Source organism: Anaerobacillus sp. 63XJN7_4_ISO-PGPR-S23-413 (assembly GCF_056173725.1).
Window position 1 is genome coordinate 2,830,896 of the sequence record NZ_CM149688.1, and the last position, 12,712, is coordinate 2,843,607.

Below are 12,712 nucleotides of genomic sequence, written 5' to 3' on the forward strand. Positions count from 1 at the left end.
TGGCATGCCAATACAAATTATCATAAACCTGATTATTGCCGTTCTCTGGATGTTTCTTTTTGAAAGTTACTCTTTTAGTACGTTCTTTGTAGGCTATTTATTTGGAATCGGATTACTTCTATTAATGGAGCGTTTCATTCCAGACCGCTTTTACTTTTATCGTCTTTGGGCGATTCTTAAGTTATTGTTTTTGTTTATTAAAGAGCTGATTATGGCTAATGTTCAGGTTGTTAAGCTCGTATATAGTCCCAATCTTAAAATGGAACCAGGCATTATCGCTGTACCCATTGATGTTCGAACAAACTGGGAAATTACGATGCTCGCAAATCTCATTACATTAACACCAGGGACACTAACGGTTTCAGTCGCTCCAGATAATATGCACATTTATATCCATGCTATGGACGCACCTGATGCAGATGAGGTTATTAAAGAAATTAAAGGCACATTTGAGAAAGCAATTATGGAGGTGACGAGATGACTTCTCTTTTATCTACTGTATCAACCATTTGTATCGTCATCATCGCAATCTCTACCCTATTTTTACTCTATCGAGCAATAAAAGGACCTTCAAATCCTGACCGTGCTGTTGCACTGGATACAATCGGCATTAATCTTATGGCAATAGCGGGTATTCTAGCAATCAAACTGGAAACAGCGTATTTCAATGATATTATTCTTCTTATTGGAATTCTCGCTTTTATAGGCACAGTAGCTATTGCTAAATTTCTGGAAAAGGGTGTTATCATTGAAAGAAGTCGTGATTAGCATTTTTATGATCATTGGCACGTTTTTCCTTTTTTCTGGAGCACTTGGAATTTTTCGACTTCCTGACGTTTATACTCGTCTACATGCTGCTTCAAAAAGCGCTACTCTAGGAGTAGCTGGAATCCTCATTGCCGCTTTCCTTTATTTTATCTTTGAAGAACAAATGGTAAGTGGAAAGCTCATTCTCGGTATTATTTTCATTTTGATGACAGCTCCAGTTTCTGGACATATGATTTCTAGAGCTGCTTATCAAAAAGGTGTTCCGCTCTGGGATAAAACTACGAGAGATGATCTTGATAAAGCACAAAACCAAAAAGCAAGTACGAAAAAGGGTTAAACCCTTTCGTACTTGCTTTTTTACATGTTGACCGTGTCCTTGAAATTATTGTTATAGATTTATCAAATTATTTATAGCTTCCATAATGATTAGCGTAGTAATAGTATCCTCCGCCAATAACAAGTAGTAATACTAGTAGAACAACGATTAAGGCAAAATATCCTCCGCCATAGCCTGGATATGGGTATGGGTAAGGCGGATAAGGATAACCACAACCGGGATAACCGTAACTCATGCTCCCCCTCCTTCTCTCCTTCAAACAATCTATTGGTAGATATTACAGTCTATGATAGGTTGATCAAAAATGTATGGACATTGGCGGAGTTTTCTAAATTCATTACTACATCTGTTCATCCTTCATTTTATGTTCTACAATTATAGAAGGGTGTAAGCCTTGAACTAACACTAAGGGGTCGATTTAAATGATAACACCAATGAAAACAATAACGCCTAGCTATGACCCATGGGAAGCTTATATGGATGTTGAAGAATATGGAAATATGATTCTTTCCAACATAGAACTAACAACGACTACTTTATGTAATATGAGATGTGAACATTGTGCAGTTGGTTATACATTGCAACCAAAGGATCCTGATCCACTTCCTCTAGACCTTATTACTCGTAGTCTTGATGAAGTAGAAAAACTTAGGGCGTTAAGTATTACGGGTGGTGAACCAATGCTTTCCATGAAATCGGTTAAGCAATATGTAGCTCCACTTCTTAAATACGCTCATGAACGCGGAGCGAGAACACAAATCAATTCAAATTTAACGCTTGATCGTAAGCGATATGATTTGATCATACCCTATCTTGATGTTTTACATATTTCACATAATTATGGAAGCATAGACGATTTCACTGACATTGGATTCGCTGTTATGGAAAGGAAGCCATCTCTCAAACAGCGGGAAGCTTATTTCCATCGTATGGTTGAGAATGCAAAAGATTTAACATCTAAAGGTGTCATCGTATCAGCGGAGACAATGATTAATCGTAGAACTCTTCCAAATATCGTGAGCATTCATCAACAAATAGCAGACATGGGGTGCCAGCGTCATGAAGTTCATCCGATGTATCCGTCAGACTTCGCTTCAGGTCTTGATATTGCCTCTTTGGATGAAATTCGAGAAGGAATTCACCGTTTATTAGATAATCGAGATCCAGATGTTTGGCTCTTATTCGGTACCCTTCCATTTTACCCATGCAGTTCCAATCAAGAAGACCTTAGACTTCTCGAAAGATTATATTCAGAACCTAATGTCACTGTTAGAAATGACCCAGATGGACGTTCTAGATTAAATATGAATATTTTCGATGGCGATATTATCGTAACTGATTTTGGAGATACGCCACCACTTGGAAATATTAAAGATACTAATCTGAATGATGCTTACGAAAAATGGCAAGAAAGTAAAATGGCTCAAAGCATAAGTTGTCATTGCCCTGCAGTAAAGTGTCTAGGACCCAACCTTCTTGTAAAGGATGCTTACTATCAGGATGTTGATTTCTTACAAAAAAAGACAAACATCTCGCTATAACCTCCAATTTTGGGGGTTTTTTTACTCATTTTTAAATTTAATACCATTTTCAGCTTTCGCATTAACTCAGATAGGGTATAATACCTATCGTAATCTATAGGAGTGTGATAGTTGTGAAGAAAAAGACATGGATTCTGATTCTAGTTGCGGGATCTCTTGTTATTTTGCTTGCATTGGCTGAGAACCAAACAGATTTTCTAAGAACCAATGCAAATGAAATGCCCGAAAATGATTCAGAATCAAAGAAGAAAAACATTACGTATTATACTAAATATTATCAGACTAAAAAGAGCATTTATGACTCTTATAAACATGAGGAAAGCGAAACCATTTTCCTCGGTGATAGTTTGACTGATTATTATGAGTGGGGGGAAGCTCTTAGTGACCATGAAGTATTAAATCGCGGTATTGCTGGGGATACGACTACAGGAGTTCTAAACAGGATTGAAGAAGTCGTAAAAGCAAAGCCAGATCGGATTTATTTGTTAATTGGTATTAATGATATGATTGCTGGGCAGTCAGTAAACAAAATTGAAACCAATTATAAGCAAATTCTAGATACGCTCAAAACGCAATCACCTAACACAAAAGTTTATGTGCAAAGTTTATTTCCGGTGAACACAGCATTAACTGGTCACCCACTAAATAATTCAATCATTAAGGATTTAAATAAACGCCTAGAAGATCTTTCGAATCTGTATGATTATCAATTTATTGATATTTATCCAGAGCTAGTAGAGTTTGGTCAGTTAAATAAAGATTTCACATTTGATGGGCTTCATCTTAATGGAGAAGGATATAAAATATGGACACGAAAAGTTCTCTCAACATATAACACTAACGCAGAGGAGAAATAATAAACTCTTCAATGCGTTATTGCTTTTTTGCTTTTGTGTGTTAAACTATAAGAGACCAACCTTAAAATGCTTCGGAGGAAAACCTCCGGAGTCCTTTTTTTTGCTCTTTTTAGCTTTTAATTCATTAATGAGTCCTTGCTCCTGGCAAATTGACATGGTTAGTCAACAAAGAGTTGTTCAGTTTTAAACATTCAAACTATCTTTCTTAAATGACAAAATCCAATTGTTTCTTCTACATTTACAACATAAAATGTTACAACTCATTCAGAAAGCTGATTTTCTTTTGATAAATAGACTATTTCGACCGACTGATGATGAGTTAGATACCCTTTTTATTTTTGATACTTCATACACCCCCTCATTCAGATTGTTTGTTCCGATCGTATTACGAACAAACTGCCAATATTTCTCACGAGAAGAGAGAAGTTATTTTTCCTATTAGCGTTATGACCAATTGATGAAACAAACATAAAAAAACCTGCACTTTGGCAGGTTTAGGCTCCACTCTCTTTTTCTTTTCGATTACGATAGAATTCATGAAACAGTTTCATTAGTGCTCGCTTTTCAATTCTAGATACGTAACTTCGTGAGATCCCAAGCTGTCGGGCTATTTCTCGCTGTGTTAATTCCTTCTCAAGATTCAGACCAAATCGCCCAACAATAACTTCCTTTTCTCTGTCATCTAAAATATGAATGTACTCATATATCTTCTTTTTCTCCATGTTTAACTGAATTAATTCAACAATATCTTCCGTTTCTGCTTTTAAGACATCGATCAGAGAAATTTCGTTCCCTTCCTTATCCTGACCTATGGGGTCATGAAGAGATACGTCTTTTTTCGTTTTCTTCAAAGCGCGGAGATGCATCAGAATTTCGTTCTCAATGCATCTTGCAGCATAGGTTGCTAGCTTAGTACCCTTGTCAGTAGAGTAGCTTTCAATTGCTTTAATTAATCCGATTGTCCCTATCGAAATGAGATCTTCAGGGTCTTCACCTGTATTTTCAAACTTCTTCACAATATGAGCGACAAGACGGAGGTTATGCTCGATCAGACGATTTCGTGCATCTTCATCACCTTTTGCCATCAGTTCTAAATACTTTCTTTCGTCCTTTCTTGAGAGAGGCTGAGGAAAAGCATTGTTCTTCACAAACGAGACAAAGAAAAGAACTTCCTTACATACGTAAGCAAGTGCTGCCAGTAATGACACATACTCACCTCCCAAAGATGGGCTTTTACTATATCTTATGTTTATGTGAATGCCTACCCCTACGTGTCTGTCCTTATGGAATTCTAATTAAAAAAATAAGACGCCCCTGACTGGAACGTCTTATCAACCGTTATAATCTCTATTCTTTTCTCTTGCCCACTTCTCAGACATAACTTCTTCCCTTAAATACCGATGATGGGTGGAGTAACGTCCATACTTCAAACGTATAACTGTTAGGATAGCAACGATTCCGCCAAGACCTGTCAGCTCTAACCATTCCATACCTGCCACTCTCCTCTAATGACAGTATATTCATAAATAATTAGATTGCTACGCTATAGATTAGTGTTGAATAGTTTAACGAGCATCTCATCGTTTATAATTAAATCAGACAGCTGATAACCATCCAAAACTTCAAAATAAGCTGATAAGGCATCATGTAGGACATGTTTTAATCGACAAGCAGGACTAATCACACAACTATTATTTTCCTTATCAAAGCACTCCACTAAATTGAAGTCTTCTTCAGTGCTTCTTACAACTTTTCCTACATTAATATCTTCTGGGAGATGAGCGAGTCGCAATCCTCCATTTCGCCCTCTAATCGTTTCGATATATCCATTTTTCCCAAGCTCATGTGCTACTTTCATGAGATGATTTTTTGAAATTTGATAGGCATTAGCGATTTCTTGTATGCTAGCTAACTTATCCTCTTTCATACTACCAAGATAAATCAGCATTCTTAACGAGTAATCCGTGTAATTAGTTAAACGCATGTTCCTTCAACCTCTTTTCGCTCCATTGTTCATGGGTCTATTTTATCATACCTCCTAAAACATAGTGTTCTACAATGCTTTCTATAAGATGTGAACGTTTCTTTAAAGATGTATATTTTATATTGCTTTTCAAATAACAATTCGATACTATAAAGATGTATTAAAAATGCATCTTTAAAATATTGGAGGTTTTATCTATGTTATCACCTAAAACCATTACTACAATTAAATCAACAGTACCTGTCCTCGAAGTTCACGGTACTGAAATTACAAAGCGTTTTTATGAAATGCTATTTGAGAACCATCCTGAACTATTAAATATTTTTAATCACGCTAATCAAAAACAAGGAAGACAACAACAAGCTCTTGCAAATGCAGTTTATGCAGCTGCCAAACATATTGATCAATTAGAAACTATTCTTCCTGTTGTTAAACAAGTTGCTCATAAACACCGTAGCCTTGGTGTTAAACCAGAACATTACCCAATTGTAGGAGAATATTTGCTTAAGGCTATTAAAGAAGTTCTTAAAGAAGATGCAACAGAAGAAATTTTACTTGCATGGGAAGAGGCCTATGGCGTCATAGCTAGCGTTTTCATCGAGGTGGAAGAAGAGATGTATGAAGACGCAGCAAAACAACAGGGTGGTTGGGACCTTGAACGCACTTTTGTTGTCGACAGGAAACAGAAAGAAAGTGATGTAATTACCTCATTCTATTTAAAACCAGCTGACGGGGAGCCAATTGCTTCATTTAAACCTGGTCAATATATTAGTGTCAAAGTTCATATTCCAGGAGATCAATTCACTCATATTCGTCAATACAGTTTATCTGACGTTCCTGGTAAACCTTACTATCGTATATCTGTGAAAAAAGAAGAAAATCCTTCAAAACCTGACGGAATCGTTTCCAACTATTTACACGACAATGTTAAAGAAAATGATGAGTTAAGCTTAACCGCTCCTGCAGGTGACTTTTATTTGGAGGAAGATCAATCTCCAATCGTTCTCTTAAGTGGTGGGGTAGGTATAACACCTATGCTAAGTATGCTGAAGACCAGCGCAGATCAAAATAGAAAAACGACTTTTGTTCATGCAGCACTTAATGGAAATGTCCATGCTTTTGACGAGGAACTTAAGACTCTCAATCATCCATCTATGGACTATTTCGTATGTTACGAATCCCCTACGAAAGAGGATTCTATGAAAAACAGTTATCAAAAAGAAGGATTTGTAACGAGCGAATGGTTAAAAGAAATTCTTCCATTAGAACGCAATACGCATTATTATTTCTGTGGACCACTTCCATTTATGAAGGCTGTTAAAGAAGCATTAACAAAGCTCGGAGTCGATGAAGATAAAATGCATTTCGAGTTTTTCGGTCCAGCCGTCGCTTTAGAACCATCAATGCCATAACCGAACTTCTAAACATTAAAGAAGCGCCAAATAGGCGCTTCTTTAAATTGTTATAATAACCGTGTGATTTCGTTCCTTTATGAAAGAACTAATTTCATCCCAGTCCTTTTCAAATGGAATATAAGGGACAAAGATAGGCTTTTGAGTATTTTCGTTAATAATAGCAATAACTGGGGAACCGTTTATTTTTCCAAACATAACTTCTTTAACGGACGAAAAAGCTACACTTCGACAGCTAAATCCTAGTAACTTGTGTTCGATCCTATATTCTGTTAGTTCGATTCGCTGTGTTCGAATGCAGAAACTAAGAAAGGTACAAAACAAGACATAAATGAGCCCAATTAGCATGAAACTTCGCCAGCGTTCAAATGTTAAATCTTCTTTTAACCACAACAATAGGGTGCCAAAGCAAACGACAATACTATACACAAGCATCATAAAAAATTCGACTGCTTTCACTTTCGGGTAATACGTTTTGATTACCTTCATAAACGTCACACCTTTACGTTAAATGGATGTGAAGCACGTTTTTCACTTATTTTAACAAGGTGTTTATCATCTGTATATGTTTTCAGAAAATTACATATTATAAAGTTTTACTTATAAAGCTTCATAGAGTGTTCTTTTAGAAGCGCTAGAATGTCCTTGAATTGTGGAACAAGATTGTAAGCATAGTTCCAGGCATTATTTTCAATTAGGACGGATACTTGCTTCTTCATTTCTAAACACTCAGTATGTGCCCTCTTACTAGCTAAAATAGGAAGGTTAGAGTCTGCGGCATGACCAAGTTCATGAGCCAAAATCACAGTGAAAAAATCAAGAAATTGTTCCTCTGATCCAATTAACTTAACACACTGCGTTCGTACCTCTTCTACATAAATTGTGACTTGATTCGTTTCTAATGAATATTTTCCTCCTATTAGTCTTCGCTCAGGAAAATAGTCTTTTAATTGAATTTGCACATCTAAACCTGAATCTCTGAGAAGCTTGTGACTAATGTCTTGAAGATAATTTATATTATCGCTCATGTCCCCAAACCCTTTCACCTTGATAGCACCATCTCCTGTTTTATTTATTCATACGCAAAAAAAAGAGACCTTATTCAGGTCTCTTTCTCATCTTACTTCCACCAGCTATCGAATATTGTTGCGGCCATGTTTCGCTTATGCTTTGTTTTAATGAAATGATTCTCAATTGTCTTAGAAGCCTCTTCAGGAACTTCTTTTCCTTCAAGGTAATCATCGATATGCTTATAACTTACTCCTAGCGCTTCTTCATCAGGAAGTGCTGGGCGATCATCTTCTAAATCAGCTGTCGGCACTTTCTCCACAAGATGGTCTGGCATACCGATTTCTTCAAGAATCGCTCTACCTTGACGTTTATTCAAACCAAAAAGAGGCGTGATATCGCATGCCCCATCGCCATGCTTCGTATAGAAGCCCGTCACAGCTTCTGCTGCGTGATCTGTTCCAATAACAAGCTTCTTCTCATCGCCTGCAATGTTATACTGAGCAATCATTCGCTCTCTAGCTTTGTTATTGCCTTTTGTAAAATCAGTAAGGCTATTTCCTGTGGCTTCAAGATATGTTGAGACTGAAGCATCAACGGCAGGTTTAATATTAATCGTAACCGTTTGATCAGGCTTAATGAACTTGAGTGCGGCCTGAGCGTCATCTTCATCACTTTGCTCTCCGTATGGTAGTCGCACAGCAATAAAACTTGCATCAGTTCCTTCTTCACGAAGTTCCTCAACTGCAATTTGTGCAAGACGCCCTGCAAGTGAAGAATCCTGTCCACCTGATATTCCAAGAACAAATCCAGTTGTTCCACTTTTCTTGAGATAATCTTGTAAAAATCCAACGCGCTTTTTGACTTCTTCTTTTACATCAATTGAAGGTTGTACACCAAGCTCTTCAATAATTTCTTTTTGCATTTCTCTCATTATTGTCACTCCTTTTAAATACCACATCTCTTATTTTTATATAATTTTCTCTACTAATCAATACCCCTTTGCCTACTTTTAAAAACAGATTCAGCTATATGTACACTACTATTTTGACTCGCATCTTACCTTTTCATACAAAATAGCGATGCATTCAAGAAAATAGTCATAAGGCAGGGAGCGCCTGCCTTATGACTTATTGATGGATATAGAAACTTTGTTTGTATTGGTTTGAATCAATCAGTTCTTGCCTTCTCTTATGGTCTAATTCCTGATCAAGCGTATGCCGATTACGTTTGATCGAAAAAGTGATTGTAACAAACAATAAATGTAAAGTCATTCCACTTCACTCCTTTCCAGATAGATTACTTCAGGTTAACCCTTTCTCTACTGCGATCCATTTTTGAATGGCTAATTTCTTCTGATCGATAATCATCATTCTCTTCCTTTCCGTTTTGGTATTAATGCATCCAGATTGGTTTTTCACTTCTTACATTCATTTGTCTTTTCACTCGCAAATAATGTTGTTCCTCAGCTAAAGTTCGTTCATGAACGCGAAGACGAATTGTGACAAAAACTAAATGTATCGTTAACATGATCATTTCTCCTTACTGTCTTTTAAATTAGGATAACCACATCGAAGCTCGGTTTCGTTTCATTTCGGCTTCTGACATGCGTTGATGAATGGAGCGCTGATGTAGTTCCGTAGATAAACTACGATGAAAAGCACCCTTCACTTTTGTTATGATCATTAAATGGAATGGCAACATGTTAACGACCTCCTTTCTATTCAATTACTTCTGGGGACCCATTTTTTCCTTTTTAGTTGCTTTACGTTCAACACTTTTCCATTTACCATTTACATTCCTCCTCTCCATTTTTGGACACAAAAAGCCGCAGGATATTAGCCTGCGGCAAAAAAAGCATAGAAAAGCCACAGGCATCGACCTGCGGCTTTTCAATCCGATATTAAAAAGGATTCCTCTTATCGAGGCACTGGTCGAACAGATTGTGCATATTCAGTTACAGTCGTTGCATCTGCTTTCATCATTTTCATCATTCTGTTCGACCTCCTTTTTTCATATTTGTTTACAAAGGTAAGTATATCCAAATCCACCATTTAAGTAAACCTTTTTTACTAAATTTCCTAAATATTTTATTTATATGAATATTTTCGACAATCTTCAACATTGTCCTAAATCCCCTTATATTATAAGAAACCAAGAAAGTTCTGCTAAAGAGGACATACATATATACAAAGTGGAGGTGAACATATGCTGAACGTGACAACAATCGTCCTCTTTATCATTGGATTTCTTGCTGTGTTCGGGGTAACAGCTACGATTCAGATTAGTTTACAAATGAAAAAATGGCTCCGAGATATTGAGAATGCTGAGATACAAAATGATTCAACGACTCATACTGCACCATGGATTCAAAATGTTATGAAAGAATACAAGTCATACCATTTAGCAGGCGTATCTCAAGTCAATACACAAGCTCTTATTGAGAAACATTTCTATAAAGAATCCGTTCCTCTATTTGGCTTTGCTCGTGTTCCAGCAGGTGGAATGATGCGATTCATGCAGCAGCTACCCCCTACCTCCATTATCATAGGAATACTAGGAACTTTTATCGGACTTACACTCGCCATTTCATCGATGCAAGAAACGCTTATGTTTCTTTCACAGAAACCAGAAGATGCAAACCTCAATCTTGCTTCCGTGATTGAAGCGATCTCAAGTCCTTTTCAAGGAATGAGCGTTGCATTCATCACAAGCATAGCCGGGATTGGTAATGCTCTATTTTTAACACTTATCCAAAATGGTGTATTAACAAATGGGCGAACAACTGCTTATTATTTGGAGAAAATCATTTCGGATTGTGAGTCCCTTCTTGATCATAATCTAAATGCAAGCTTAACGCAGGAAAAACCTCACGATGAAATGGAACGCATATTAGATCGCCTTGCATGTAGGATTCAAGATAGTTTTCATGAAACACTTGGAGATTTTTCTACTAATATGGTCCACTTTACAGCTGGTCTTGAACAGGCGATGAAAGACGTTCAAGCTACATTAACAGCTCAACGTGAATATACCGAAAAATTCTCAAGTAGCACCGAGACGTTGGAATCATTCGGGATAAAACTTAAAGACTCATTTACCCAGCTTGACGGTGTTCAAGAAAAAGCAACGAACGGAATTATCGATCTTGGGAATCGATTAAAAACACTCGAAAGTCAACTTCAATCTTTATCTAAACACCATGAATCTGGTCAGCGTAAATTCGAGCAGCTTGTTCAACGATCGGATCAATTAATCAAGGAAACTCAAAAGAAAGCAGAAGAAACAGGTCAACATTACTTAAGAGGCTTAGATGAACAAATGCAGCGGTTCCAAGGCTCGCAGGAGGAGCTTGAGAGGCGCGTTCACCAAATGCAGGATGAATGGTATTACCGCTATCAAGATAAGCAAAATCAATATGGAAGAGCTTCTCAAGAATTCGCTGAATCAGTTTTACAGCTTGAAAAAGCCTGGTATAGCTCTCTCGATAAAATTAAGCGTGAAGCACTGGAGCCAATTATTCATCGAATGGAACGGGACCAGCGTGATCAACCTCTTCAGCATGAAATGAGAGCTATATCAAACAGTCTTGATTCTCTTTACCAAGGTCTAGCTCGAGAGCTAAAAGATATTCAACACCAGCTCTCAGAATCACATCAACTACAGCTACGCTTGTACGAGGAGCAAATGCGTCGTCAATCTATGGCACAGCAGCATGTCCAATCAAGGATGATTGGTGACAATCGATGAAAAATCGAAAAAGGCGATTTCAAATACAGAGTGATGAAGAACATTATTGGCCTAGTTTTGCTGATATGATGGCGATGATCGTTCTTGTCATGCTCTTTATCGCGATCATCGCGTTCGTTCAAATGATCTATGATGCATATGACCAAACGGTTATGAAACAAGAGCTTGCCAAAGTAGCAGATGTCAAAAAGCATATTAGTGATTTAATTGAGGAACAGCTTGAAGAAAACGTTGGCAAAGATAAGATCGTTCGCGGACCAAATAATACGATTTCAGTCGAAGGAGATATTTTATTTGATACAGGAAGCGCCGAAATTAGCCCTCAGGGGAAAAAAGTTTTAAACGACCTGGCGGATGTTTTTGCTAATTTAATCGATGAAGAAGATATTAGTCAGTACCTCTATATCATCTTAATCGAAGGACATACTGATAAAGTTCCCTATGATAACTGGAAACTTTCAGCTGATCGCTCTGTCGCAGTTGTAAAGGAATTGATGAAAGCAAACCCTAAACTAGATACTCCAGAATATGCAAAATATTTAGCGGCAACGGGATATTCAGAATATAAACCAGTTATTGAAGAAGATACAAGTGATGCGTACGAGAAAAACAGAAGAATCTCTTTTCAAATTATTCTTGATGACGAGAAATGGCAGGGACGCCTTAAAGAAATCATGACTTATTAGGAAATACAAAAGCCGCTTCCAAAAAAGAAGCGGCTTTCATTAAAACATATGGATCATTCATCATATATCGTTTAATAGTTTATATCTTGCTCGTTTATTTTTTTTTGAATAGCGATAGCGCGAGAATAGAAGAAAATCGCAATCCCAACGAGTACAAACCCACCACCCGTTAAAATAAGGGCTGCACCATCCGTCTTCCCTTCAACTGGAAGAAAAGAACCAATATATAAGAAAACACTAAGACTAAGCAATACAAACGCAAAACGTTTATAATCTGTCATTTTGTCTTGAAGTTGCTTCATAGCGCTCACCTCTCCCGTCTCTTATTCTACCATAAGAAACGGGTCTACTAGAGATGTAACTCTTTCC

At 37.1% G+C, this 12,712-nt stretch carries 19 protein-coding genes; 8 read left to right on the top strand and 11 right to left on the bottom strand.

The annotated features are described in order from the left end of the window. The first annotated feature begins 4 nt into the window (after positions 1 to 4). From AC0VYO_RS15000 to mnhG, 3 genes are read left to right on the top strand one after another with little or no spacing between them, the layout of a single operon-like run. Entirely contained in the window at positions 5 to 481 is a 477-nt protein-coding gene (locus AC0VYO_RS15000; protein ID WP_475365528.1) for a Na+/H+ antiporter subunit E, read from the top strand. After that, entirely contained in the window at positions 478 to 768 is a 291-nt protein-coding gene (locus AC0VYO_RS15005) for a Na(+)/H(+) antiporter subunit F1 (RefSeq protein WP_194219474.1), read from the top strand. Before AC0VYO_RS15000 ends, AC0VYO_RS15005 begins: the two co-directional genes overlap by 4 nt. After that, entirely contained in the window at positions 740 to 1,105 is a 366-nt protein-coding gene (mnhG, locus tag AC0VYO_RS15010; RefSeq protein WP_194219473.1) for a monovalent cation/H(+) antiporter subunit G, read from the top strand. Before AC0VYO_RS15005 ends, mnhG begins: the two co-directional genes overlap by 29 nt. A 67-nt stretch (positions 1,106 to 1,172) precedes the next feature. Here mnhG and AC0VYO_RS15015 read toward each other — a convergent pair whose 3' ends face one another. Next, positions 1,173 to 1,340: a hypothetical protein gene (locus tag AC0VYO_RS15015; RefSeq protein ID WP_194219472.1), complete on the bottom strand. Its 168-nt coding sequence runs from the start codon at positions 1,338 to 1,340 to the stop codon at positions 1,173 to 1,175. 187 nt (positions 1,341 to 1,527) lie between these two features. On the opposite strand from AC0VYO_RS15015, the gene yfkAB reads away from it, so the two are divergent. After that, positions 1,528 to 2,646: a radical SAM/CxCxxxxC motif protein YfkAB gene (gene yfkAB / locus AC0VYO_RS15020; RefSeq protein ID WP_430244150.1), complete on the top strand. Its 1,119-nt coding sequence runs from the start codon at positions 1,528 to 1,530 to the stop codon at positions 2,644 to 2,646. Positions 2,647 to 2,759: 113 nt separating this feature from the next. Continuing rightward, positions 2,760 to 3,503: a GDSL-type esterase/lipase family protein gene (locus tag AC0VYO_RS15025; protein WP_430244148.1), complete on the top strand. Its 744-nt coding sequence runs from the start codon at positions 2,760 to 2,762 to the stop codon at positions 3,501 to 3,503. 494 nt (positions 3,504 to 3,997) lie between these two features. On the opposite strand, the gene sigK is transcribed toward AC0VYO_RS15025, so the two are convergent. The 3 genes from sigK to AC0VYO_RS15040 form a co-directional block, all read right to left on the bottom strand. After that, positions 3,998 to 4,711: an RNA polymerase sporulation sigma factor SigK gene (gene sigK, locus AC0VYO_RS15030; RefSeq protein ID WP_404681504.1), complete on the bottom strand. Its 714-nt coding sequence runs from the start codon at positions 4,709 to 4,711 to the stop codon at positions 3,998 to 4,000. A gap of 123 nt (positions 4,712 to 4,834) precedes the next feature. Continuing rightward, complete coding sequence (locus AC0VYO_RS15035; protein ID WP_194219468.1) at positions 4,835 to 4,993, bottom strand: hypothetical protein; 159 nt, start codon at positions 4,991 to 4,993, stop codon at positions 4,835 to 4,837. A 53-nt stretch (positions 4,994 to 5,046) separates the two neighbouring features. After that, positions 5,047 to 5,487 carry an Rrf2 family transcriptional regulator gene (locus AC0VYO_RS15040; protein ID WP_194219467.1) on the bottom strand — a complete coding sequence of 147 codons (441 nt, stop codon included), beginning with the start codon at positions 5,485 to 5,487 and terminating at the stop codon, positions 5,047 to 5,049. Positions 5,488 to 5,684: 197 nt separating this feature from the next. Between AC0VYO_RS15040 and hmpA the strand changes: the two genes are divergently transcribed. After that, positions 5,685 to 6,899, top strand: coding sequence for an NO-inducible flavohemoprotein (hmpA, locus tag AC0VYO_RS15045; protein ID WP_194219466.1), 1,215 nt, complete (start codon positions 5,685 to 5,687; stop codon positions 6,897 to 6,899). Positions 6,900 to 6,941: 42 nt separating this feature from the next. Here hmpA and AC0VYO_RS15050 read toward each other — a convergent pair whose 3' ends face one another. The 6 genes from AC0VYO_RS15050 to AC0VYO_RS15075 all read right to left on the bottom strand — a co-directional run bounded on the left by AC0VYO_RS15050 (position 6,942) and on the right by AC0VYO_RS15075 (position 9,611). Continuing rightward, complete coding sequence (locus tag AC0VYO_RS15050; RefSeq protein ID WP_475365530.1) at positions 6,942 to 7,388, bottom strand: hypothetical protein; 447 nt, start codon at positions 7,386 to 7,388, stop codon at positions 6,942 to 6,944. Positions 7,389 to 7,495: 107 nt separating this feature from the next. Then, the gene (locus AC0VYO_RS15055) at positions 7,496 to 7,927 is read right to left on the bottom strand and encodes a hypothetical protein (protein WP_430244139.1); all 432 of its coding nucleotides are present in this window, start codon (positions 7,925 to 7,927) and stop codon (positions 7,496 to 7,498) included. A gap of 92 nt (positions 7,928 to 8,019) precedes the next feature. Next, positions 8,020 to 8,841, bottom strand: coding sequence for an ammonia-dependent NAD(+) synthetase (gene nadE, locus AC0VYO_RS15060; protein WP_194219463.1), 822 nt, complete (start codon positions 8,839 to 8,841; stop codon positions 8,020 to 8,022). A gap of 196 nt (positions 8,842 to 9,037) precedes the next feature. Further along, entirely contained in the window at positions 9,038 to 9,181 is a 144-nt protein-coding gene (locus tag AC0VYO_RS15065) for a YrzI family small protein (protein ID WP_194219462.1), read from the bottom strand. A 121-nt stretch (positions 9,182 to 9,302) separates the two neighbouring features. Next, a complete protein-coding gene (locus tag AC0VYO_RS15070) occupies positions 9,303 to 9,437 on the bottom strand; it encodes a hypothetical protein (protein WP_276511805.1) in 135 nt (44 codons plus the stop codon). Positions 9,438 to 9,464: 27 nt separating this feature from the next. Then, on the bottom strand, positions 9,465 to 9,611 hold the full coding sequence (locus AC0VYO_RS15075; RefSeq protein WP_194219461.1) for a hypothetical protein: 147 nt from the start codon (positions 9,609 to 9,611) through the stop codon (positions 9,465 to 9,467). Positions 9,612 to 10,115: 504 nt separating this feature from the next. Here AC0VYO_RS15075 and AC0VYO_RS15080 point away from each other — a divergent pair. Continuing rightward, positions 10,116 to 11,657 (top strand): hypothetical protein, encoded by a 1,542-nt coding sequence (locus AC0VYO_RS15080; protein WP_475365531.1) that lies wholly within the window; start codon positions 10,116 to 10,118, stop codon positions 11,655 to 11,657. Beyond that, positions 11,654 to 12,343, top strand: coding sequence for an OmpA/MotB family protein (locus AC0VYO_RS15085; RefSeq protein WP_194219459.1), 690 nt, complete (start codon positions 11,654 to 11,656; stop codon positions 12,341 to 12,343). Before AC0VYO_RS15080 ends, AC0VYO_RS15085 begins: the two co-directional genes overlap by 4 nt. A gap of 71 nt (positions 12,344 to 12,414) precedes the next feature. Here AC0VYO_RS15085 and AC0VYO_RS15090 read toward each other — a convergent pair whose 3' ends face one another. Then, positions 12,415 to 12,645 carry a YrhC family protein gene (locus tag AC0VYO_RS15090; protein WP_303531811.1) on the bottom strand — a complete coding sequence of 77 codons (231 nt, stop codon included), beginning with the start codon at positions 12,643 to 12,645 and terminating at the stop codon, positions 12,415 to 12,417. Positions 12,646 to 12,712 lie beyond the last annotated feature (67 nt).